General features: G+C 61.9%; 19 protein-coding genes and 1 pseudogene. 8 read left to right on the forward strand and 12 right to left on the reverse strand.

Going from position 1 to position 21,990, the window contains the following annotated elements; genetic code table 11:
* Nucleotides 1-6 precede the first annotated feature (6 nt).
* The gene (ltnD, locus tag LOY35_RS18285; protein ID WP_175362079.1) at nucleotides 7-912 is read right to left on the reverse strand and encodes an L-threonate dehydrogenase; all 906 of its coding nucleotides are present in this window, start codon (nucleotides 910-912) and stop codon (nucleotides 7-9) included.
* Nucleotides 913-1,117: 205 nt separating this feature from the next.
* Here ltnD and LOY35_RS18290 point away from each other — a divergent pair, with 205 nt between their 5' ends.
* Both LOY35_RS18290 and LOY35_RS18295 read left to right on the forward strand, forming a co-directional pair.
* Nucleotides 1,118-2,224, forward strand: coding sequence for an NAD(P)/FAD-dependent oxidoreductase (locus LOY35_RS18290; RefSeq protein ID WP_258625433.1), 1,107 nt, complete (start codon nucleotides 1,118-1,120; stop codon nucleotides 2,222-2,224).
* A gap of 314 nt (nucleotides 2,225-2,538) precedes the next feature.
* A complete protein-coding gene (locus LOY35_RS18295; RefSeq protein WP_258625438.1) occupies nucleotides 2,539-3,015 on the forward strand; it encodes a hemerythrin domain-containing protein in 477 nt (158 codons plus the stop codon).
* A gap of 49 nt (nucleotides 3,016-3,064) precedes the next feature.
* Here LOY35_RS18295 and LOY35_RS18300 read toward each other — a convergent pair whose 3' ends face one another.
* From LOY35_RS18300 to LOY35_RS18330, 7 genes are all read right to left on the reverse strand, one after another.
* Entirely contained in the window at nucleotides 3,065-3,943 is an 879-nt protein-coding gene (locus LOY35_RS18300) for a LysR family transcriptional regulator (protein ID WP_258625443.1), read from the reverse strand.
* 333 nt (nucleotides 3,944-4,276) lie between these two features.
* Nucleotides 4,277-4,906 (reverse strand): isochorismate family cysteine hydrolase YcaC, encoded by a 630-nt coding sequence (gene ycaC, locus LOY35_RS18305; protein WP_041024338.1) that lies wholly within the window; start codon nucleotides 4,904-4,906, stop codon nucleotides 4,277-4,279.
* 142 nt (nucleotides 4,907-5,048) lie between these two features.
* A complete protein-coding gene (locus LOY35_RS18310; protein WP_258625446.1) occupies nucleotides 5,049-6,887 on the reverse strand; it encodes an amidohydrolase in 1,839 nt (612 codons plus the stop codon).
* Between the two features lie 186 nt (nucleotides 6,888-7,073).
* Nucleotides 7,074-7,700, reverse strand: a complete 627-nt coding sequence (locus LOY35_RS18315; RefSeq protein ID WP_258625448.1) for an antibiotic biosynthesis monooxygenase — start codon at nucleotides 7,698-7,700, stop codon at nucleotides 7,074-7,076.
* Nucleotides 7,693-8,106, reverse strand: coding sequence for a DoxX family protein (locus LOY35_RS18320; protein WP_258625452.1), 414 nt, complete (start codon nucleotides 8,104-8,106; stop codon nucleotides 7,693-7,695). Before LOY35_RS18320 ends, LOY35_RS18315 begins: the two co-directional genes overlap by 8 nt.
* Nucleotides 8,103-9,050, reverse strand: coding sequence for a LysR substrate-binding domain-containing protein (locus LOY35_RS18325; RefSeq protein ID WP_258625455.1), 948 nt, complete (start codon nucleotides 9,048-9,050; stop codon nucleotides 8,103-8,105). The genes LOY35_RS18320 and LOY35_RS18325 overlap by 4 nt, the downstream gene beginning before the upstream one ends.
* A 129-nt stretch (nucleotides 9,051-9,179) precedes the next feature.
* The gene (locus tag LOY35_RS18330) at nucleotides 9,180-10,001 is read right to left on the reverse strand and encodes an alpha/beta fold hydrolase (RefSeq protein ID WP_258625459.1); all 822 of its coding nucleotides are present in this window, start codon (nucleotides 9,999-10,001) and stop codon (nucleotides 9,180-9,182) included.
* 369 nt (nucleotides 10,002-10,370) lie between these two features.
* Between LOY35_RS18330 and LOY35_RS18335 the strand changes: the two genes are divergently transcribed.
* Entirely contained in the window at nucleotides 10,371-13,175 is a 2,805-nt protein-coding gene (locus LOY35_RS18335; RefSeq protein WP_258625462.1) for a helix-turn-helix transcriptional regulator, read from the forward strand.
* On the opposite strand, the gene LOY35_RS18340 is transcribed toward LOY35_RS18335, so the two are convergent.
* Complete coding sequence (locus tag LOY35_RS18340; protein ID WP_258625464.1) at nucleotides 13,122-14,585, reverse strand: helix-turn-helix transcriptional regulator; 1,464 nt, start codon at nucleotides 14,583-14,585, stop codon at nucleotides 13,122-13,124. The genes LOY35_RS18335 and LOY35_RS18340 overlap by 54 nt on opposite strands.
* A gap of 181 nt (nucleotides 14,586-14,766) precedes the next feature.
* Entirely contained in the window at nucleotides 14,767-15,717 is a 951-nt protein-coding gene (locus tag LOY35_RS18345; RefSeq protein ID WP_258625466.1) for a GlxA family transcriptional regulator, read from the reverse strand.
* 339 nt (nucleotides 15,718-16,056) lie between these two features.
* Here LOY35_RS18345 and LOY35_RS18350 point away from each other — a divergent pair, with 339 nt between their 5' ends.
* The 3 genes from LOY35_RS18350 (at nucleotide 16,057) to LOY35_RS18360 (ending at nucleotide 17,931) form a co-directional block, all read left to right on the forward strand.
* The gene (locus LOY35_RS18350; protein ID WP_258625469.1) at nucleotides 16,057-16,779 is read left to right on the forward strand and encodes a pirin family protein; all 723 of its coding nucleotides are present in this window, start codon (nucleotides 16,057-16,059) and stop codon (nucleotides 16,777-16,779) included.
* A 336-nt stretch (nucleotides 16,780-17,115) separates the two neighbouring features.
* On the forward strand, nucleotides 17,116-17,517 hold the full coding sequence (locus LOY35_RS18355) for a hypothetical protein (protein WP_258625471.1): 402 nt from the start codon (nucleotides 17,116-17,118) through the stop codon (nucleotides 17,515-17,517).
* A 207-nt stretch (nucleotides 17,518-17,724) separates the two neighbouring features.
* Nucleotides 17,725-17,931, forward strand: a complete 207-nt coding sequence (locus LOY35_RS18360; RefSeq protein WP_258625474.1) for a hypothetical protein — start codon at nucleotides 17,725-17,727, stop codon at nucleotides 17,929-17,931.
* Between the two features lie 63 nt (nucleotides 17,932-17,994).
* On the opposite strand, the gene LOY35_RS18365 is transcribed toward LOY35_RS18360, so the two are convergent.
* A complete protein-coding gene (locus LOY35_RS18365) occupies nucleotides 17,995-19,035 on the reverse strand; it encodes a GlxA family transcriptional regulator (RefSeq protein WP_258625476.1) in 1,041 nt (346 codons plus the stop codon).
* A gap of 260 nt (nucleotides 19,036-19,295) precedes the next feature.
* Between LOY35_RS18365 and LOY35_RS28635 the strand changes: the two are divergent.
* Both LOY35_RS28635 and LOY35_RS28640 read left to right on the forward strand, forming a co-directional pair.
* Nucleotides 19,296-20,378 (forward strand): annotated as a pseudogene (locus tag LOY35_RS28635) (cache domain-containing protein); the annotation flags it as partial.
* 93 nt (nucleotides 20,379-20,471) lie between these two features.
* The gene (locus tag LOY35_RS28640; protein WP_370444541.1) at nucleotides 20,472-21,239 is read left to right on the forward strand and encodes a methyl-accepting chemotaxis protein; all 768 of its coding nucleotides are present in this window, start codon (nucleotides 20,472-20,474) and stop codon (nucleotides 21,237-21,239) included.
* A 79-nt stretch (nucleotides 21,240-21,318) separates the two neighbouring features.
* On the opposite strand, the gene LOY35_RS18375 is transcribed toward LOY35_RS28640, so the two are convergent.
* Nucleotides 21,319-21,924: a dimethylsulfoniopropionate lyase gene (locus LOY35_RS18375; RefSeq protein WP_258625481.1), complete on the reverse strand. Its 606-nt coding sequence runs from the start codon at nucleotides 21,922-21,924 to the stop codon at nucleotides 21,319-21,321.
* Nucleotides 21,925-21,990 lie beyond the last annotated feature (66 nt).

The following is a 21,990-nucleotide window of genomic DNA, read 5'->3' on the forward strand; positions in this document are numbered from 1 at the left end:
GGCTCCTCAGATCGAATCGGGCTTGGCGGTCGGCAGGTCGATGCCCGGGAAAATCTTGATCACCGCCGAATCATCCTCCCGACCGAAACCGGCGCTGGAGGCCTGCATGAACATCTGGTGCGCGGTGGCCGACAGCGGCAACGGGAATTTGCTGGCGCGGGCGGTATCGAGCACCAGGCCCAGGTCCTTGACGAAGATGTCCACCGCCGACAGCGGTGTGTAGTCAGCCTTGAGGATGTGCGGCACGCGGTTTTCGAACATCCAGGAGTTGCCGGCGCTGTGGGTGATCACTTCATACAACGCATCGGCATCCACGCCTTCGCGCAGCCCCAGGGCCATGGCTTCGGCCGAGGCGGCGATGTGTACGCCGGCCAGCAATTGATTGATGATTTTGACTTTGGAGCCCAGGCCATGGACATCGCCCAGGCGATAGACCTTGCCCGCCATGCCCGCCAGAACCGCTTCGGCCTTGGCGTAGGCCGGGGCCGGGCCCGACGTCATCATGGTCATCTCGCCAGCCGCGGCCTTGGCCGCACCGCCGGAGATCGGCGCGTCGAGGTACAGCAGGCCGGTCTGCGCCAGGCGCTGGCCCAGTTCCACGGCAAAGGTCGGCGCCACGGTGGCGCACCCGATGACCAGGCTGCCCTCGCGCAAGGCTTGCACGGCACCGTTCTCGCCAAACAACACGGTGTCGGTCTGCTCGGCATTCACCACCACGGTGATGATCACATCGCATTGAGCCGCCATGTCGGCAGGCGACACACAGGCCACCCCGCCCTCGCCGGCAAATTGCTCAGTGACGGCGGCACGCACATCACAGGCATGCACATTGAAGCCTGCGCGCAGCAACGAGCGGGCAATGCCCAGGCCCATCGCGCCGAGACCGATCACACCGACATTCTTGTTATTCATGAGGCACTCCGGGAGAGACAGCGAACCGTTCTGGTGGGTCTTGTAGCAAGCTTTGTCCTACAGGTTGGTTTCGATCATCCACCAATGAACAGATCTTGTGAAGTATTTTTTCAATCTAACATTTTTTAACATCATCACCGGACTTCACCCGCCATCCAAGCAGGGCTACCCTGAATCGCCAAAGAACCCCTGACGGAGAATGAGGTTGAGCGTCGATATCGAATGCGTGGTAGTGGGCGCGGGGGTGGTCGGTCTGGCCGTGGCCCGGGAGCTGGCTCAGGCCGGCCATGAGGTGCTGCTGATCGAAGCTGGCGGCGCCATCGGCATGGGCACCAGCTCGCGCAATTCCGAAGTCATTCATGCCGGTATCTACTACCCACCGGGCAGCCTCAAGGCCCGGTTGTGCGTCGAAGGTCGGCACCGGCTGTATGCCTATTGCGAAAGCCACGGGGTGACGACCCGCCGGCTCGGCAAGCTGATCGTTGCCAAGGACCCGGCGCAGGTGGCCGGGCTCCGGGCGTTGCTGGAACGCGGCTTGCTGAATGGCGTGGACGACTTGCGCCTGCTCGATCAGGAGCAGGCGTTGGCCCTGGAGCCGGCGCTGGCGTGTGTCGCCGCGTTGTATTCGCCTTCCACGGGCATTGTCGATTCCCATGCATTGATGCTGGCCTTGCAAGGCGATGCCGAAGCGGCCGGCGCGACCATTGCTTTCCACACGCCATTGCTGGGAGTTCGCATCGACGCCGGGCAGTTCCTGCTGGAATTGGCTGGCACCGCCCAGATGAGCCTGTCCTGCCGCCGACTGGTCAACGCCGCCGGCCTCCAGGCGCCCGCCCTCGCCCGCCGCATGGAGGGTCTGCCGGCGCAAACAGTGCCCTCTGACTATCTGTGCAAAGGCAACTACTTCAGCCTTGCCGGACGTGCGCCCTTCCGGCATCTGGTCTACCCGGCCCCGGAAGCCGCCGGGCTGGGCATCCACATGACCCTGGACCTGGCGGGCCAGGCCCGTTTCGGTCCTGACACCGAATGGGTCGAACACGAAGACTACCGGGTCGATCCAGGTCGCGCCGAAGCCTTTTATCCAGCAATTCGCACTTACTGGCCCGACCTGCCCGACCACAGCCTGCAACCAGCCTACAGCGGCATCCGCCCGAAGATCTGCGCCCCCGGCGAACCCGCCCGCGACTTTCTCATCAGCAGCGCCGCCGAACACCAGGTGCAGGGGTTGATCAACCTGTTCGGCATCGAATCGCCAGGGCTGACGTCTTGCTTGGCGATAGCTGCACGGGTACGGCAGTTGCTCGACAACTGAGCCTGCAAATCCTCTGTGGGAGCGAGCCTGCTCGCGATGAAGCCAGGCCAGTCGACATCATCATTGGCTGAACGACCGCTATCGCGAGCAGGCTCGCTCCCACAAGGGGTCTCGGTCAGGGCAGCGCAAAGTGCAAGGCGCTTTGGCCCCTCTTCATGCAGCCTGCACGATGACAAAAATGGCGATCTTTCCAACCATTTGTTTTAAAAGGATTTTATAAAGCCACTTGGCTGGCACGGCCGATGCAACTCTCGGTTAACGCGACGTCGGCGCTTGAAGCCGGCTCGCAACCGTGAATTACCGAGGAGCTGTATATGAACGCCATCGATCTGTTGAAAGCTGACCACGAACGCGTCAAGGGCATCCTGGCTCAACTGAGCGAGTCCACCGAACGCGGCGTCAAGAAACGCACCGACCTGTTGGCGAAGCTGGAAATGGAAATCACCATTCATACCCGACTGGAAGAAGAGATCCTGTATCCGGCCTTCAAGCAGGTAGGGGGCAAGGATGAAGCCGAAATGTACTACGAGGCCAAGGAAGAACATCGCACGGTCGATTCGCTGGTGCTGCCGGACCTGAAGGCCACCGATCCTTCCCAACCGGAATTTGCCGGCCGGGTGAAAGTGGTCAAGGAACTGCTTGAGCACCATATCGAAGAAGAAGAGAAAGAGATGTTCCCTCAAGCCAGGAAACTGCTGGGCAAAGCCAAGCTGGATGCCCTGGGTGAGCAGATGGAAACCATGAAGGCGCAGTACAAGAAAGAACTGAGCAGTGCCAACATGGCCGCCTGATCGGATATCGCCGATGTTTTCAGCCGTCCTGGGACGGCTGAAAACTCAGCTACTGCATATGTTCCCGTAGAAATTCCACCAGCGCTTGCACCGGGCGCGAACTCTGGCGATGTTGCGGGTACACCGCCGACAGCGCCAGGGGCTCGGTTTCGAAGCCCTCCAGTACCTTGACCAACCGTCCATCCTTCAGCGCATCGCCGAGGATGAAGGTAGGAAGATAGGTAATGCCCATGCCGGCGATGGCCGCATCCCTGAGCAGATCACCGTTGTTGGCGCGCATGCGTCCGGCGACTTCCAACACCAGCGGTTTACCCCCTCCTCCGAAACGCCACTGCACCTGACGGCTATGACCGTAGGGCAGGCAGTCATGGCTGCGCAGGTCTTCGGGACGCGAGGGAGTGCCGCGTTGCGCCAGGTAGGACGGGCTGGCGCAGTAGACCCGGTCGATGCTCGCGATGCGGCGGGCGATCAGGGTCGAATCCTCCAGCACACCGATGCGTAGCGCCAAGTCGTAACCCTCCCCCAGCAAATCCACCGAGCGGTCACTCAGGTCCACTTCAACGCTGACCTGCGGATAACGCTGCAAGAACAACGGCAGCAGACAGCCCAGGTGCGCCACGGCAAAAGACAGCGGTGCGCTGAGCCGAAGGGTACCGCGAGGCTCGCTGGTCTGGCCGCTGATGCCCTGCTCCACCTGCTCGATTTCGTTGAGCAGACGCAACGCGGCTTCGTAATAGCGCTGGCCCAACGGGGTGACGTCCAGCCGCCGCGTCGAACGGTTGAGCAGGCGAACCCCCAGCCGCTGTTCCAGCGCCATGAGCTTGCGGCTGACGAATTGCTTGGACAACCCCAACTGGTCCGCCGCCGCCGTGAAGCTGCCCGACTCCATGACCTGGGCAAAAATGCGCATTTCTTCGAAGGGGTTCATTGTCACTCCAGAGGTGGACAGTGAAGGATGTTATAGAGGGATTCAGGTTGAATTCAAACCCTGTGGCTAGGGCATTTATATGTGGTGAAGGATTTATATATGGTGAAGGGATTTATCTGTGGCGAGGGGATTTATCCCCGCTGGGCTGCACAGCAGCCCTAATAGCTGACTCAGTGAACAACCTGACACACCGGGGAAACAGACTTTGGGGCCGCTGCGCAACCCAGCGGGGATAAATCCCCTCGCCACAGATAAGTCCGCTCGCCACAGGTTCTCATCAGACAAAAAAACGCCCGCACAAGGCGGGCGTCGTCCAGCGACAACCACTGAAACTTACTTGGCAGTCAGCGCCGCGTAGCTGTTCATCAGGTTGCGGTAGTTCGGAATGCGCTGGGACAGCAGGTTGCCCAGGCCCTCAATGTCGTTGCGCCAGTCGCGATGCAGTTCGCAAGCCACCGAGAACCAGTTCATCAGTTGCGCGCCGGCCGCGGTCATGCGGGCCCAGGAAGCCTGCTGCACGGTTTCGTTGAAGGTGCCCGAGGCGTCGGTGACGACGAATACGTCGAAACCTTCGGCCAGCGCCGACAAGGTCGGGAATGCCACGCAGACATCGGTCACCACGCCGGCGATGATCAGTTGCTTGCGGCCAGTAGCCTTGATCGCCTTGACGAAATCTTCGTTGTCCCAGGCATTGATCTGGCCTGGACGCGGGATGTATGGCGCATCCGGGAACATTTCCTTGAGCTCCGGCACGAGCGGGCCGTTAGGGCCTTTTTCGAAGCTGGTGGTCAGGATAGTCGGCAGACCGAAGAACTTCGCCAGGTCGGCCAGGGCCAGCACGTTGTTCTTGAACTCGTTGGGCGAGAAGTCCTGGACCAGGGAGATCAGGCCGGTCTGGTGATCGACCAGCAGGACGACTGCATCATCTTTGTTCAGGCGGTTGTAGACAGGGGCGTTGCTCATGGGATGACTCCTTATGCATGGATGTTACAAATCCTGTGGGAGCGAGCCTGCTCGCGAAGCGGTGTGCCTGTTGCGAAGGTGTCGGATGCGCCGACGTCTTCGCGAGCAGGCTCGCTCCCACAGGGGGAATGTTGTGTGTCTGTCAGAACGCGAAGCAGGAACAGCCAAACGCGCCCCAGAAGCCTTGGAAATCGCTGACCGGGACGTTCGACAGCCGCGCCCGCTCATGGCTATGGGAATGCACCGTGCAAGGGCCGCTGCACTGGTGCACCTGGGCCTGCAACGGCGAGGTCGGACGCCAGTGACCTGGCACCTTGACCACCGGTGACCAGTCCGGCAGTACCGGGACGCTGGCAGGGCCGAGTTTTTCGAAGTCGCCGGCGGCATACACCACCTTGCCGTCGACCACCGTCAGCACGGACTCGATCCACTTGATGGCTTCTTCCTCGACGCTGAAGAAGTCGGCGCTCAGGGCCGCCAGGTCCGCCAACTGGCCGACCTTGATCTGGCCCTTCTTGCCCTGCTCCGACGAGAACCAGGCGCTGCCGTGGGTGAACAGCTCCAGCGCGGTCAGGCGCGGCAGGCCTTCTTCGTGCAGCGCCAGGCCACCGACCGTGCGGCCGCTGACCATCCAGTACAGCGAGGTCCAGGGGTTGTAGCTCGACACCCGGGTGGCGTCGGTGCCGGCACCCACCGGCACGCCTTCGGCCAGCATGCGCTTGATCGGTGGCGTCGCTTCGGCCGCCTTGGCGCCGTAGCGGTCGACGAAGTATTCGCCCTGGAAGGCCATGCGGTCCTGGATGGCAATACCGCCGCCCAGCGCACGGACCCGCTCGATGTTTTGCGGGGTGATGGTTTCGGCGTGGTCGAAGAACCATGGCAGGCCGTTGAACGGGATGTCGCGGTTGACCTTCTCGAACACGTCGAGCATGCGGCTGATGGACTCGTTGTAGGTGGCATGCAGGCGGAACGGCCAGCGCTGCTCCACCAGGTGCCGCACCACCGGTTCCAGGTCCTGTTCCATGCCAGGTGGCAGGTCCGGACGTGGTTCGAGGAAGTCTTCGAAATCCGCCGCCGAGAACACCAGCATTTCACCGGCGCCGTTGTGCCGCAGGAAATCATCGCCCTGGTGCAGCTTGACGCTGCCGGTCCAGTTCTTGAAGTCGCTGAGCTCTTCCTTGGGCTTCTGGGTGAACAAGTTGTAGGCGATGCGCACCGTCAACTGTTCTTCCCGGGCCAACTGCTCGATCACCGCATAGTCGTCGGGGTAATTCTGGAAACCACCGCCGGCGTCGATGGCACTGGTCAGCCCCAGGCGATTGAGTTCACGCATGAACTGGCGAGTGGAGTTGACCTGGTACTCCAGCGGCAACTTCGGCCCCTTGGCCAACGTCGAGTAGAGGATCATCGCGTTGGGACGCGCCACCAGCATGCCGGTGGGCTCGCCCTTGCTGTCGCGCACGATCTCGCCGCCCGGTGGGTTCGGCGTGTCGCGTGTGTAGCCGGCCACCCGCAACGCGGCGCGGTTGAGCAAGGCGCGGTCATACAAGTGCAACACGAACACCGGGGTATCGGGGGCGGCCTGGTTGAGTTCTTCCAGGGTTGGCATGCGCTTTTCGGCGAACTGGAACTCGTTCCAGCCGCCCACCACGCGCACCCATTGCGGCGTCGGCGTGCGGTCGGCCTGGTCCTTGAGCATGCGCAGGGCATCGGCCAGGGACGGCACACCTTCCCAACGCAGTTCGAGGTTGTAGTTCAGGCCGCCGCGGATCAGGTGCAGGTGGGAGTCGTTGAGTCCCGGAATGACGGTGCGTCCCTTCAGGTCGATAACCTGGGTACGGCTGCCACGCAGGGCCATGGCCTCGGCGTCGGTGCCCACGGCAACGAACTTGCCCTGGCTGATGGCCACGGCGCTGGCCCGGGGCTTTTCCCGGTCGACGGTGTGGAACTGGCCATTGAACAGAATCAGATCGGCGTTCATCGGGTTTTCCTTCAACTATCAGAAATTAATACCGTGGAGAGGGAGCTTGTTGTGGCGAGGGGATTTAACGAAACGTCGCACCGCCCCGCTCGGTCGCGTAGCGGCCGCTCTTTAGGACTGCTTCGCAGCCCAGCGGGGATAAATCCCCTCGCCACAAGAGCGCTCGCCACAACAATGTAGTAACGCTTACGGTTCCAGATGCTCGTGCGCCTTCGAGGCCTCCATCCAGGGCGCGAACAGACGGGTCGCCAGCGGCATGCACACGTAGCAGACCGAGAGCACGATGGTCAGGGTGATCAGGAACGTGGCGACGATGTAGTTGGAGAGAAAGGCGTTGAGCTGCAGCACCGGGCCCCAGATCAGCGGCACCAGCAAGGTGTGCGGCAGGATCACCAGCAACGTCACCACGGCCTGCTTCCAGCGCGGTGGCGGTGTAGCGGCATCCGCCAGCGGGGTGAACCAGAACTCCTTGTGGGACGCGACTTCGGTCTGGTCGCCGTCGGCCAGCAACGGCGCGGCCTCCTCCACCAGTTCGCGGCGCTCAGGCGAATCGAGCCAGCGCTGCAGGGCCTCGGTGGAAAGGAAGCGCAGCACGCACGTGAACAGCGACAACCCACCCTGCTTGCCCCGCACCACATCCACGCCCAAGTGGCCCGGCCAACGGCCGGCCACAGTCACGATGTGTCGCAACCAGGCCTCATAGGCCGCGTCCTGGCCGGCCTTGATCCGGTGCTTGACGATCAGGGTGACAATTTCGTCGGAGCCGGGTGAGGCAGCGCCCGTTGTGGACTCGACAGCTTGAGATTCAGACATGGCGTAACACTCCGGTAAAACGCGTATTCAGCGCCAGGCGGCCCGGCCCGGCGATGAAGACGCTGGTAAAGAGGATCAGCAGCAGCCAACCGAACTGCCCTTCTTCGAGGCTCCATTGCGGGTGGACCACCCACAGCGCAACGGCCAACAGGAACAGGATGGGCAGGCACGCGAGGCGCACCAGGACACCGGCCGCGATCAGCAACGGGCACAGCACTTCGGCGAAGATCGCCAACATCAGGGTGAGGCTCGCCCCCAGGTGAAACGGGTCTTCGATGCGGCTCAGCTCGTCGCTGTAATGCAGCCACTTCGGCAGCCCGTGGACCCACAGCAGAAACAGCGCGCCACTGAGGCGCAGGAACAACAGGCCCCAGTCCTGCAGCGTACGTTGGTCGGTGACGTTCATCGGTGTGCTCCGTCCGGGTCCGCGTAGGCGGCGGCCGGTAATGACTGGGACATATGAGTGGCAATGCGTGAGCGCAACCAGCGCTCGGCCGGGTCGTTGTCATGCACGCCACTCCAGACCATCGACAGCTCGGCCGCGTTGATCTCGAACGGTGGGTCCTCGGCCCGCAACGCGCAGCCTTCCACCAGCGCGCAGGCCGCATAGTCGGGCACGGTGGCGATCAGTTCGGTGCCGGCCAACAACGCCCGCAAGCCACTGAACTGCGGAACGCCGAGCACCACCTTGCGGGTCCGACCAATGCGCGCCAGGTCAAGGTCGATGTTGCCGCTCAGGTCCCCCGAGAACGACACCATGGCGTGGGGACGCGCGCAGTACTCGTCCAGGGTCAGCGGGCCCGGACGCTTGTCCCCGCGCAAGACCTTGCAGGGGATGTCGCGCAATTTCTTGCGCTTGGCGTTGGCCGGCAGATCGGTGGTGTAGCTGACCCCGACGCTGATTTCCCCGCTGCCCAGCAACGACGACATCAACAGGTAATTGGCCCGGCGCACCACCACGATGATGCCCGGCGCTTCCTCACGCAGTTGGCTCAGCAAGGGCGGGAACAGGCCGAACTCGGCGTCGTCCGACAGGCCGATGCGAAACACGTCGCAACTGCTGGACGGGTCGAACGCCTTGGCCCGGCTGACCGCGCCGGAAATCGTGTCCATGGCCGGTTGCAGCTCACGCAGGATCGCCATCGCCCGTGGCGTCGGCTCCATGCCGCGACCGTGGCGGATCAGCAGCGGGTCATCGAACAGATCCCGCAACCGCCCCAGCGCCGCGCTCACGGCGGGCTGGCCCATGAACAGCTTTTCAGCGACGCGGGTCAGGTTCTTCTCGAACATCAACGCCTCGAAGATCACCAGCAGGTTCATGTCGAGACGGCGTAAGTCGTTGCGATTCATCGGTTAAAGTCCTGTGGAATACCATCCTGTGGGAGCGAGCCTGCTCGCGAAGCGTCGACACATCCGACATTTCACAAGCTGACCCACCGCTATCGCGAGCAGGCTCGCTCCCACAGGTTCTATGCTCGATCAGCCTCGGATGAACGCCAGCAGGTCAGCGTTCAGTCGATCCTTGTGGGTATCGGTCAGGCCGTGAGGCGCGCCGGGGTAGACCAGCAGCTGCGAGTGCTTGAGCAGTTTGGCGGCTGCGATGCCGGCGGTTTCGATGGGGACCACCTGGTCGTCATCGCCATGGACCACGAGAGTCGGCAGGTCGATATTGCGCAGGTCTTCGGAAAGATCGGTCTCCGAGAACGCCTTGATGCAGTCGTACGCGTTCTTGTGGCCGGCGAGCATGCCTTGCATCCAGAACCAGTCGATCATGCCTTGGGACACCTTGGCGCCCGGGCGGTTGGCGCCGAAGAATGCGCTGGCCACATCCTTGTATAGTTGAGAACGGTCAACCAGGGAGGCCTGGCGGAAACCGTCGAACACTTCGATGGGCAGGCCGCCGGGATTGGCGGGGGTCCTGAGCATCAGCGGCGTCACCGCCGAGATCAGCCCGAGCTTGGCGACGCGAGCAGCGCCATGCCGGCCGATATAGCGCGCCACCTCACCACCGCCGGTCGAGAAACCGAGCAACACCGCGTCCTTCAGGTCGAGCCGCTCGATCAGCTCGGCCAGGTCATCGGCGTAGGTGTTCATGTCGTTGCCATCCCAAGGCTGGCTGGAGCGCCCATGCCCACGGCGGTCGTGGGCGATCACCCGGTAGCCGTTGGACGCCAGGAACATCATCTGCGCTTCCCAACTGTCCGAGTTCAACGGCCAGCCATGGCTGAAGACAACCGGCTGACCACTGCCCCAATCCTTGTAGTAGATCTCGGTACCGTCGCGGGTGATGAAGGTGCTCATGACATGACTTCCTTGAGAGGGATGAAGGTCTTCATGGTCCGGTCAGAGGGGGTGTATGCGTGAGTTAAACGTTGTTAATTTTTTGATTGAGGACAGGACTGCGGTGCTTTTTGTGGCGAGGGGATTTAGCGAAACGTCGCACCGCCCCGCTGGGCTGCGAAGCGGCCCCAAGACTGGCGCTTCGGTGTGTCAGTTTTTTATGAGCATTAAGCGTTTGGGGCTGCTTCGCAGCCCAGCGGGGATGAATCCCCTCGCCACAGGGATTCACTGCTGGCTATGGGAGAGGGCTCTAAACCGTTGCACCTGAAGCCAAACCTGAGGAACATACTCGGATATGCCTCCTGCACCTGACCAGACATTGAGAACACGATGAACCACCCCACCGCCCTGCCCGTCGAACAGACGGTGCATTTCGGCCCTTACCACGTCCATCCTCGCCAGCGCCTGGTGCTGGAAGGCGGACAGCCGTTGCGCCTGGGGCGACGGGCGGTCGAGATACTGCTGATGCTGCTCGAGCACGCCGGAGAAGTGGTGAGCAAGCAACAGCTGATCGCCCGTGTCTGGCCCAGAAGTGTCGTGGAAGACACCAACCTGCGGGTGCATGTCGCGGCACTGCGCAAGGCGCTGGGGGATGGTCAGGCCGGGCAGCGCTACATCGTCACCGTGGCGCAGCGCGGCTACAGTTTTGTCGCGCCAGTGTCGACCGAGCCCCTCGTACCCATGGCGGAGATTGCGCCCGCGTCACCGGCCCACAACCTGCCGCCGCGTCGTAACCGGATGATCGGACGCCAGGCGGTAGTGGAAAGCCTGGTGGCCCAGCTGCCGCGCAAACGCTTCATCACCCTGGTCGGGACCGGCGGCATCGGCAAAACCACCGTGGCCTTGCGGGTCGCCGAGCGGCTGATCGATCACTACCGCGACGGCACTTATCTGCTGGACCTGTCATTGCTCAACGATCCGGCCATGATCGCCCCGGACCTGTGCGCGCTGCTGGACCTGCCGCAGCCGGACAGCGATCCGCTGGCGACCATTGCCCGACAGCTCAAGGACCGGCATCTGTTGCTGGTGATCGATAACTGCGAACATCTGATCGACGCCGTCGCCCAGCTCTGCGAAACCCTCCTGCGCGGCGCCCCGCACCTGCATATCCTGGCGACCAGCCGTGAAGGCCTGCGAGCCGAGGGCGAACACGTCCAGCACCTGGATGCCCTGGCCTTCCCGCCCCGGGAGACGCCCATCGAAGGTTACCCGGCCCTCGAATACCCGGCCCTGCAACTGTTCGCCGAGCGGGCGATGGCCAGCCATGACGACTTCGAACTGACCGACCGCGAGGTGCCTCTGGTGGCGGACATCTGCCAGCGACTGGACGGGGTTCCCCTGGCCATCGAGCTGGCCGCCGCGCAAGTGGGCCGCTTCGGGCTGGAGGCGCTTCACCGGCAACTGCAAGACAGCGTCGCCCTGCTCCACAACGACAGCGACGTTGCGCCGCGCCAGCAAACCCTGCGCGCAACGCTGGATTGGAGCTTCGCACTGCTCACCGTGTGCGAGCAGATCTGCCTGCGGCGGCTGTCGATGTTCATGGGCAGCTTCAACCTGGCGTCGGCCGCCGCGGTGATCATCGGTCCCCATGTCGCGCCCGACCAGGTGCTGGTGTCGATCAGCCAATTGGTCGCCAAGTCCCTGCTCAACGTCGAGGTTGGCGATGAAGAGGTGCGCTATCGCCTGCTGGACACCACCCGCGGCTACGCCCTGGAGAAACTGGTTGAAGCTGGCGAACTGGCAGCCAGCCAGGAACGCCATGCCGAGCGCTGCCTGGCGCTGATGGAGCAAGCCGAGCAGGATTGGGAAAACATCGCCACGCCAGTGTGGATCACGCGCTACGCCGCTTATCGCGATGACATCCGTGCCGCCCTCGACCGGGGATTGGGCCTGCATGGCGCCCATCAGGTGGCCATCCGCTTGACCGCGAGCACCCTGCCCCTCTGGCAAGAGCTGTCGTTGCTCAAGGAGCATGGGCTTTATGTCAGCAAAGCGCTGCAATTGCTGCGGGCCACTCCGTCGCCATGCCCCAGGCTGAGCCTCGCCCTGGAGTTGGCCCATGCCAGTTTCAACTACCATACCGAGGGCGGTACGCCGGCCACGATCCGAGCCTTCGTCACCGCTCGGCAGCTGGCACAACACTGTCAGAACCGCGCCGGCGAGCTCCGGGCGGTGTCGGGGCACATGGCCGTCAACCTCAGTTGCGGCCATTACCAGCAGGCACTGGAACAGAGCCAGGATTTCGACCGGCTGGGCACCCAGAGCGACCCACTCTTGTCCTTGAGTGCCCAACGCTTGCGAGTGCTGGCGCTGCATTTTGCCGGCGACCAGGGCGCCGCCCGACAAGACGCCGAACAGGTCATCCAGCGTCTGGCCCAGAGCGGTCACCTCAGCCGTTTCACCCACGGTTTCGGCGTGCAATACGACCAGAGCGTGGCGTCGCTGACCATATTGGCACGCATACTCTGGCTGCAAGGCTTTGCCGAAAAAGCCCGGCGAGCGGCCAATCTGGCTCTGCAGATTGCCTTGCAGATCAACCACGGCACCTCGATCTGCTACACCCTCGCGTTGGCCGGCTGCGTGATTGCGCGCTACAACGGCGATCATTCAGTCGCGGCGGAAAGGCTCGACATGTTGCGATACCAGGCCAAGAAACATTCGGTACTGCTGTTTCATGACTGGGCCCGTCACTACGACGGTGCGTTCAATGACGCCCCCCTCGAGGCGAATCCGGTCAACGGGCTGATCCAGGATATTGTCGTGACCCTGCGGGCCGATCAGGTCAGCCCAGGGCAACTCGATCGCGCCCGCAGCGGCGCCGCGGGCTGGTGCACCGCCGAGATCCTGCGGGCCGGGGCGCAGGCCTTACTGGCAGGCAACGACCCCACCCTTGACGACAGCGCCGAGGAACAATTGGTGACCGCCCTGGAGGTGGCCCGCAGTCAGGGTGCCCTGGCCTGGGAACTGCGCAGCGCCACCACCCTGGCGCGGCTATGGCAACGTCAGGGCCGGGAACAGGCCGCACAGGCGTTGCTCGAGCCGGTCTATCGACGCTTCACCGAAGGCTTCGATACGCCGGACCTAGTGGAGGCCGATGCGCTGCTCCACAGCCTGTCTCGACAGTACGGGGCTTGAATGGGCAGGCTTCCACGCGTTCTGCAATACATAACGCCGATGATACAAATGCCATTGGCCGCTGCATCGCAGTTTCTCCTCGGCATAGGCACGCGTGGTATGGAGCCAGTGGAAACGCACTCCACTGGCGCATTGTTCGACCCTCAACAGGGACTGGCTGGCCAACCGTGACAGCAACCAGGGCAACTGCCCGACACCCAGTTCCGGGCAACTGATCACCGCAATGGCCGCTTTGGTAGTAAAAGGCCGCTCGAACACCGCGAGGCGCTGGAACACCACCTGCTCGGCGACACTCAAACGCTCGAAACTCCAGTCCAGCAAGGCCTCCAGGCTCCGGTGACGGGGTACGGCCGTGCGCCGGCCAAAGCTCAGGAGTGAAAGCCCAACGTCCAGTTGCTCCAGTACTCCCGCCACGCCCAAGGCACTGACCTGGGCCGCCGCCAGTTCCAGGGCCAGCGGCAAACCGTCCAGGCGCTGACAGATTTGCGCAATCGCCACCAGCTCGCGGTCGCTGGGTTTGAAACCTTGCTGCCGGGCGCCGACCCGCTCGACCAGCAACTGCACCGCCGGGCATGCCAGTAATTGGTGCTCGGGCTCAAGGGGCGATGCCACCGTCAGGCCTGGCAGTTGCACGATATGTTCATCGGCGAGGTTCAGCGGCTCGTGGCTGCTCAACAACAGCGATACGCCCGGTGCCGACGCCCGCAGCGTCAGGGCCAGCTCACGACAGGCCTCGAGCAGGTGCTCACAACCGTCTAGCACCAACAGCATCCGCCGGCGTTCGAGTTGCCCGCTCAAGGCGTCGGGCTCCAGGCCCAGCGCGCAAGCAATCCGTGCCCGTAGCTGGCAAGGCTCGGTGATGGCCGCCAGATCGACGAACCATGCACCGTCGTCAAAGTGTTCCAGCAACAGCTCCGCGACCCGCAGCACCACGGTGGACTTGCCGATACCACCGGGGCCGGTCACGGTGGTCAGGCGCCGGCGCGATACCTCCGCCAGCAACCGGCCCAGCACTTTATCGCGGCCGATCACCGAGCTCAGCCGTGCAGGCAGATTGTGTTTCTCGCGTATGGACGAAGCCAGGGGCGCGGCAAAGCAATAGCCACGCCGCGGGTCATTGAGGATGTACCGGCATCCGTCCCGCCCGTCACCGAACGCCCGACGCAACGCCGCAATGTGCACCCGCAGGTTGATGTCTTCCACGACACTGTCCGGCCAGACCCCGGCTATCAGCGCTTGCTTGCTGATATAGCTGCCGGCGTGATCCACCAGTACCTGGAGAACGTCCAGCGCCCGCCCACCCAAGGCGAGGGGTTCGCCGTCTTGGGTGACCAGTCGCTGCTGCCGGTAGAAGGCAAACGGACCGAAGCCCACCGCCGGTTCGGTATCGGGTTTGACGAAACTGTTCATGGTGATTCAGCGCCAAAGAACCGGTGTGGACATGGCGTCGCGGTCATCGAACGCGTCTGCCCCGGCTCTTTTGCATCCTATCCAGAGGGTTCGTCGCTATCTTGGCAGTCCACGACCGGAGAACAATGCTGGCACAGGACGCATGACGGACATCACGGTGCCCTGGACGGACACCGGAGGCTCAACTGAACTGCTGGCGATACTGCACGGGAGTCAGACCGAGTTTTTCGCTGAACAGCGAGCGCATGTGCCGGACGCTGCCGAACCCGCTGCGAAACGCCACGGTTTTGAGGGGCAAGTCGGTGCTTTCCAGCAACTGACGAGCCCGATCGATACGGGCACCTTGCAAGAACTCCATCGGCGTCATCGTCACTTCCCGGGCGAACATCCGGGCGAAATGCCGTGGGCTCATGGATGCCAGCGTCGCCATGCGCTCGACGGTGAATGGCTCTTCCAGGTGCTCCATCACATAGTGTTGTACCCGGGTGATGGCCGACTCCTGGGACGCCACCGCCGCCACCAGGGGACTGAACTGGGCTTGCCCGCCCTGGCGCTTCATGACCACCAGCAATACCTTGGCCACATCCAGCGCCACTTTGCGGCCATGATCCTGGGCGACGATGGCCAATGCCAGGTCAATGCCGGCGGTGACGCCGCCGGAGGTGAACAGGCGCCGGTCCTGCAGGAAGATCTTGTCGGTTTCCACCAGTGCCTTGGGAAAACGCCGGATCAGGCGTTCGGTGTAATGCCAGTGCGTGGTGACGCGATATCCGTCGAGCAATCCCGCCTCACCCAGCACAAAGGCCCCAGTGCAGATGGAGCCATAGCGCGTGGCCCGTTGCGTCGCGGCCCGCAGCCAGGTGTGCAACCCCGGATGCCGATCGTTGTAGGCTCCCGGTCCGCCCGGCACCAGCAATACATCATAGGCGGCCCAGGCCTGGTCGATGTGCATGTCGGCTTCTACCGCCACGCCGTTGGACGCGCGCAACGCGCCACGCTCAGTGCCCAGGGTCAGCAATTGGTAGCGTTGGTCCGGCTCAAGATAGCGGTTGGCAATGGAAAACACCTCCATCGGCCCGGCCATGTCGAGTAGCAGAAAATCCGGGAACAGCACCATTGCAATGGTTTTCATCAATTAACACGCCAAAGAATCCAGAGGAACGCAGCAAGCCCGCCTGATAAAACCTGTGGGAGCGAGCCTGCTCGCGATAGCGGTGGGTCAGCTTGCAGGATGTCGACTGTATCAACGCTATCGCGAGCAGGCTCGCTCCCACAGGTCCGATGTGGCCTCAGGCGCAACTTCGACATTATGGCAACGGGATGCACTGGCCGGTAGGTTTCGTTTATTGTCCACTTATAGGCGACAGTCTTTCATCTTTCATCTACTTATTGAATATTGGCATAACCATTAACCTTCTTCTGTCCCCGGCGAACGGCCAAAGCCGTCGCCCACTGAACCAGGAGAACTACCATGCTGACCCTTCGCAAAGCTGCGGACCGCGGAATCGCCCGTCACGGCTGGCTGACCTCGTTCCACACCTTTTCCTTCGCCAATTACCGTGACCTCAATCAACAAGGCTTTTCCGATCTGTTGGTCATCAACGATGACCGGGTCGCCGCCGCCAAGGGCTTCGGCCAGCACCCCCACCGGGACATGGAGATCTTCTCCTATGTGCTCGAAGGCGCGCTGGAACACAAGGACACCCTGGGTACGGGCTCGGTCATTCGCCCAGGCGATGTGCAACTGATGAGCGCAGGCAGTGGCGTGGCCCACAGCGAGTTCAACCACAGCGCGGACGAGCCGGTGCACTTCCTGCAAATCTGGATCGTGCCGAATGTCAGCGGTGCCAAGCCACGCTACCAACAGGAGCATTTCAGCACCGGGCAGAAACGCGGTCGCCTGCAATTGATCATCTCGCCGGACGGCGCCGACGGCTCCCTGGAGGTGCGCCAGGACGCACGGGTCTATGCCGGACTGTTCGATGGCAACGAAAGCGCCACCCTGACATTGGCACCCCATCGCTATGCCTATGTGCATGTCGCCCGGGGCAACGTCGAGCTCAATGGCGTGTCGTTACAGGAAGGTGATGGCGTGCGGGTGCGGGAAGAACAGGTACTGACATTGAGCAATGGCCAGGACGCCGAAGTGCTGGTGTTCGATCTGCAACCCAGGGAACTGCCACAAATACCATGATTGTCCCGCGGGGTAACCCGCGGCGCCCCCTCCCCCGGAACCTGAGGCCTGGTTGCCCCATCGAGCCTTCCGGCTCGCTTTCAACAATGATCAGGCCTCACGTTTTCATGCCCGTTGCCGATAAGACTTTCGTGGGCCATCAGTATCGAGAAAGAGCGGTGATGTAGGATTTTTTCGCAAAATAAGGACAAGCTTCGAAAGTTCCGACAAAATGAGGTCGCCCGACCAACGGTCGACGTGACGGTCTCTGTGGAATGTTGACTCAATGTTACGAGCCAAGCACAATGATCTCACTTGGCCACTAACCTCCTGGCTTGCTTATTCATGGAAGAAAGCATGAAAACGGTTATCTCCCTCGTTGCTCTTTGCGTAGCGTGTCATGCGACAGCGGACGTGCAAAAAATCCAGTACGGCTACGATGATTCGGATGCCGAGTATTCCCTTGTTTCGTTTGCTGAAAGCGGTTCCGCCATTCAGGCCATCGTGCAAAGGGAAGGTGTTTATTTCACCAGTTATACAAAGGTTGAACTCGACTGTGCCAATCGCAGTGTTCGCCACATGGGGATGTACAACAGCCTGGAGGGTGTGGAAAAAGCCCAACTCGACCAGATGCAAGGGCGAATCGTTGAAGGTTCCATTGCCGATGAAGTGAGCAAGGTTTTGTGCAAAGGCACGACCCTGACCGCCTCGCAAACCGACAACCCGCCTGCCGAAGAACAACCGGACGATAGAACCTGATCCCAATGCCGCGTCACACTTCGCCTTCGGGCGAATGCCACTGCTGAGTGAAGTTCTCGGACATGGAATGTCTGCATAGGGGGGGTGACGAAGCCTTGCGGCGACTCGCCTTCCACTGCTGAGCCCCTTTATTTCTGCGCAGACAGAAAGAGGTACCTGACCGACAACCTGAAGTACTCGCCCTTTACCGGCGGGTGGAAGACACTTATGCACGCAAAAAAGATATTCGAGTTTCTGATGACGCTGTTGGCTTTCGTCCTTGTCACGCTGACTTGGTTTGTCTATGCGGTTCCCGGCATGATCGATTACGACTCCGACCTCTCATTGATAGTCGCTGCCGCCGGTTCGATTATCTGGCTGTGCGCTACAGGCTGCATCATCCTGTATATGGTCCAGAAAACGCGCAAGGCCTGAGCCCAAGACCGGGCTCGCGCGACCCGATGAGCGCGAGTCCGGTTTAAACCCTCCAAAGAACACTCATCCCGACGCTTGCTTTCGCCCAAACGTCGAACGATAGCTGCCAGGCGGAACGCCGAAAAAATCCCGGAAACGCCGCTGGAAATGCGGGGAGCTGACGAAACCCGTCGCCACGGCAACTTCCGTCATCGATCGATTGGTCTGCTGGATGAGCTGGCGCGCCCGGGTCAGGCGCAACTCCAGGTAGTAACGCGTCGGGGTCGCTCCGAGAAAGCTGCAGAAGCGCCGTTCCAGCTGGCGCTTGGAAATCTTGACGCACGCCGCCAGCTCATCGATGGTCAACGGTTCTTCGATGTTCTGCCACATCAACTCCAGCGCCAGCTTGAGGCTTTCCGGCAGCCTCGGGTCCGTCTCGACGAAGACCGGCGGCAAATCCGATGCGTCGCCCGATTCGTCACACCGCAGAATTTCCTCGATGGCCCCCACCAGGGCCTCCCCTCCCGTCTGGCGGATCAACTGGAGCATCATGCGCAGCGAACTGTTCGCACCGGCGCAACTGACCCGTCCGCGATCGACGACATAAGCTCGGCTCGACACCCTCACATGGGGGAAGACCTCCATCATCATCGCACGGCTTTCCGGGTGGACGGCACATTCGAAACCGTCCAGCAGGCTCGCATCGGCGACAAAGAACACGCCATTCCACAGCCCTCCCAATATCGCCCCATATGCCGCATTGGCGCGCAGCTTGCGCCGCAGCAGGGGCACACCTTGCAGCTTCACGCGAAAGCCGCCGGCGACGATGAGAATGTCCTGGTTTTCAGGCAACTGAGCCAGTTCGATATCGGTGGAAATGACAATCCCCAGGTCACTCGTCACCTGGCTCCCCGACACCCCTACCGTCAGGATCTCGTAGAGGGGCATGTCACACATCAGGTTGGCCGTCACCAGAGCGTCCACCGCGCCGGTGAAGGACATCATCGAGAAATTATCCATCAACACGAACGCGACACGAGTCGGCGCCTGATCAACCCCCGGCGAGCCGAGTGGCCGATACGCCATGTTCTTGTTTTTAAGTACGCTCTCGAATGCGCTTGGCATAGGGCCTCTTCCTGAAAACGATCAGACTGGCGTCACTCTCGCATCTCGGGCAAGCGGCCATGGTATGGGGAACGTCGCTATCGTGTGGATTAGCGACGTGGCCAGCAATCACTGCGCCTTAAATGCCTTCCGCTCTAAAGTCTGTACACCTTTAGTCGATAGACTGAACGTAGACAGGGGCGCTTTCCCTTCCAGCACGCACAACGCGCACCGCCATTGTTTCCGCCGACCCAACACTTATAAAACCCGCGGGAGAAGTCATGAATATCAAACAGAAGCTGACATGGGCGTTCGCGACCATCGCCTGCCTTCCGGTCATCTTGGTGGCAGTGCTCGTCGTGCTGAACCTGCGGGACGCGGCGAAAACCAACTTCCTCGACAGCAGCGGCCGGGAAATCCGTCAGATCGACAATGGCATGAAGACGTTCTTCGATGGCATCAGCCAGAACGTCGAATTCTTCGCCAAGGACCCACGGATCGTGGCGGCCAAGGACCTGAAAAATTACTCCTCCGCCGACGCTGCACAGACGCCACTCCCGGAAACCAATAAACAGATCCTGGATATCTTCGACCGCTTCGCCAAGAGCCATCCGACCACCGCCTATCTTTCTGTGGGCCTTGCCGATGGCGGCTATGCCAGCTGGCCTGATGACCCCAAGGTATCCAACTATGATCCACGCGTGCGCCCCTGGTACAAGACCGCCATCGCCTCGCCTGGCGTGACTGCGCGTACAGACGCCTATTACTGGGCGCCGGATGATATATCGCTGATCGGCATCGTCCACACGGTATCCGACGCCGCCGGTAAACTGGTGGGCGTCGTCGGCCTCGACGTGTCGCTCAAGCAACTGACCGAACTGGTCAAGAACATCAAACTGGGCGAAAGCGGCTACCTCATTCTGGTCGAGGGGAACGGTAACGTCCTGGTCGACGCCAGCGATGCCAAGCACAACTTCAAACCCCTCGCCGACCTCGGCCCCAACTATGCCGCGCTGGCCAAGAGCAGCGATGGCATGACCCAGGTCGAGATCGATGGCGTCTCCTACATGGTCAACATCGTGACCTCCAAGAGCCTGGGCTGGCGCTTCATCGGCCTGATCAAGAGCGACGAAGTCATGGCCGCAGCCTCCAGCCTGACCTGGTTGATCGCCATTATCGCTGCAGTACTGGCAGTGATCTTCGCCGTGGTCGGCGCAAGCTTTGCCAGCGTCATCGTGCGACCTATTCGCGGCGTTGCAAGCGGCTTGCAGGAAATCGCCGAAGGCGAAGGCGACCTCACCCGTCAACTCTCCGTACAAGGCAAGGACGAAACGGCCACCCTGGCAAGCTGGTTCAACCAGTTCCTGGGCATGATTGCGCAGTTGGTACAGCGAATCGGCAGCGCCTCCTCCGACTTGCAAAGCGCTGCGGCCGACACCAGCGAAGTTGCCACCAACATGAACGAAGCCGCCGGTCGCCAGCGCCAGGCAGTGGAACTGGTCAGTACCGCCTTCAACGAAATGGTCGCGACCGCCAACGAAGTCGCCCGCTCCTGCAGTCAGGCCGCCACCAGCGCGGACACCGGCTACCGTGACGTGCACGACGGCCAGCACCACATCGGAGAAGCGACCGGCAGCGTGCTGAAACTGAGCGAAGACCTGCAGCAGTCGACCCAGACCATGCAGGCCCTTGAGCAGGACAGCAAGAACATCAACACCATCCTCGACACCATCCGCTCGATTGCCGAGCAGACCAACCTGTTGGCCCTCAACGCCGCCATCGAAGCCGCGCGCGCCGGTGATCAGGGTCGCGGATTCGCCGTCGTGGCCGATGAAGTGCGAGCCCTGGCACGGCGCACCGCCGATTCCACCGGTGAGATCGACAGCCTGCTCGGTAACCTGGCCCGCCGTACCCAGGAAGTGACCCAACAGATGCAGAGCAGCCTGCAAGTGTCGCAAACCAGCGTGGAACGTATCCAGCAGGCTCGCGACAGCTTCGACAAGATCCGCAACTCGGTGGACTCGATCCGCGACCAGAACACCCAGATCGCCACCGCCGCCGAGGAACAGCACCAGGTGGCCGAAGACATCAACCGGCACATCGCGCAGATCCACGCCGATGCGCAGCTGGTCGAGGAGTTTGCCCACTCGGCGCAGACCGGTTCGGGCCGCCTGACGGACATCTCCGGTCAACTGAGGGGCTTGGTCGGACGATTCAAGTTCTAAACAAGATCGCCTGAACGAGCCAGGGACGGCTCAACGGTCAAACTGATTGCAACTGCCCCGCCTCGTCTGCATCGAAGCATTAATGAATCAACCCCCAAAGCGCCAGGAGCGGCACGTTCATCGACCTCATCGCATGGATGCACGATGGGGGATTGAACACGATGCCGCCTGCTCCCGGGCTCCACCAGCCGACGTCCTCCCGGTACCATTCGCCTGGCGAAAGTACGAGGTAGAACTCGGCTGGAGGATGTTGGTGGAAGGGGTAGCAGGTCTGCGGTGCCATGAGCGCCAACCCCAAGGTCAAAGAGGGACACTCAAACAATCCCGCCGGGCCGGTGATCATTCCATGACGGTGTCTCTGTACGAACGAATCGTCCTGGCCCGCCTGGGCCTGGCGCTTGATCCAGGTTAGATGGGGCAACAAGGGACTTAGCGCCCCTATCACAGCGTCCAGATCTTCGTGGGTCCTCGGTGCTGCATCGACCGCCTGGGACAAGTCCGGTAGCAGGCACCTTGGCAGCGCATTCGACTCATCCCACAGGTGCTTGGTCGTCCATTGAGCCTGGTCGATGGAAGCGGCATGAACCTGTGCGTCAGGGCACGCGCTATTCAACAGTATCTTATACAGCGATCGCTGGAGTAACCGCGCGCTTTCAATGAGATCCGCATTCAACAATAACGCCATCGTATCCATTCCTTCCTGAGCCCGACTCTGCAGTGGATTAACAACTGCTCAACTCACCCAGCAGCG

Origin of the sequence: Pseudomonas sp. B21-028, from assembly GCF_024749045.1 — a bacterium.
Classification (GTDB): Bacteria; Pseudomonadota; Gammaproteobacteria; order Pseudomonadales; family Pseudomonadaceae; genus Aquipseudomonas.

What these genes read in the sequence shown, in the direction of transcription:
- LOY35_RS18350 (WP_258625469.1), top strand. Translation starts at nt 16,057, where the DNA reads ATGCTGACCCTTCGCAAAGCTGCGGACCGCGGAATCGCCCGTCACGGC.
- LOY35_RS18330 (WP_258625459.1), bottom strand. Translation starts at nt 10,001, where the DNA reads ATGAGCACCTTCATCACCCGCGACGGTACCGAGATCTACTACAAGGAT.
- LOY35_RS18300 (WP_258625443.1), bottom strand. Translation starts at nt 3,943, where the DNA reads ATGAACCCCTTCGAAGAAATGCGCATTTTTGCCCAGGTCATGGAGTCG.
- LOY35_RS28640 (WP_370444541.1), top strand. Translation starts at nt 20,472, where the DNA reads ATGAACGAAGCCGCCGGTCGCCAGCGCCAGGCAGTGGAACTGGTCAGT.
- ycaC (WP_041024338.1), bottom strand. Translation starts at nt 4,906, where the DNA reads ATGAGCAACGCCCCTGTCTACAACCGCCTGAACAAAGATGATGCAGTC.
- LOY35_RS18315 (WP_258625448.1), bottom strand. Translation starts at nt 7,700, where the DNA reads ATGTCTGAATCTCAAGCTGTCGAGTCCACAACGGGCGCTGCCTCACCC.
- LOY35_RS18355 (WP_258625471.1), top strand. Translation starts at nt 17,116, where the DNA reads ATGAAAACGGTTATCTCCCTCGTTGCTCTTTGCGTAGCGTGTCATGCG.
- LOY35_RS18310 (WP_258625446.1), bottom strand. Translation starts at nt 6,887, where the DNA reads ATGAACGCCGATCTGATTCTGTTCAATGGCCAGTTCCACACCGTCGAC.
- LOY35_RS18345 (WP_258625466.1), bottom strand. Translation starts at nt 15,717, where the DNA reads ATGAAAACCATTGCAATGGTGCTGTTCCCGGATTTTCTGCTACTCGAC.
- LOY35_RS18365 (WP_258625476.1), bottom strand. Translation starts at nt 19,035, where the DNA reads ATGCCAAGCGCATTCGAGAGCGTACTTAAAAACAAGAACATGGCGTAT.
- LOY35_RS18320 (WP_258625452.1), bottom strand. Translation starts at nt 8,106, where the DNA reads ATGAACGTCACCGACCAACGTACGCTGCAGGACTGGGGCCTGTTGTTC.
- LOY35_RS18325 (WP_258625455.1), bottom strand. Translation starts at nt 9,050, where the DNA reads ATGAATCGCAACGACTTACGCCGTCTCGACATGAACCTGCTGGTGATC.
- LOY35_RS18295 (WP_258625438.1), top strand. Translation starts at nt 2,539, where the DNA reads ATGAACGCCATCGATCTGTTGAAAGCTGACCACGAACGCGTCAAGGGC.
- LOY35_RS18360 (WP_258625474.1), top strand. Translation starts at nt 17,725, where the DNA reads ATGCACGCAAAAAAGATATTCGAGTTTCTGATGACGCTGTTGGCTTTC.
- ltnD (WP_175362079.1), bottom strand. Translation starts at nt 912, where the DNA reads ATGAATAACAAGAATGTCGGTGTGATCGGTCTCGGCGCGATGGGCCTG.
- LOY35_RS18340 (WP_258625464.1), bottom strand. Translation starts at nt 14,585, where the DNA reads ATGAACAGTTTCGTCAAACCCGATACCGAACCGGCGGTGGGCTTCGGT.
- LOY35_RS18335 (WP_258625462.1), top strand. Translation starts at nt 10,371, where the DNA reads ATGAACCACCCCACCGCCCTGCCCGTCGAACAGACGGTGCATTTCGGC.
- LOY35_RS18375 (WP_258625481.1), bottom strand. Translation starts at nt 21,924, where the DNA reads ATGGCGTTATTGTTGAATGCGGATCTCATTGAAAGCGCGCGGTTACTC.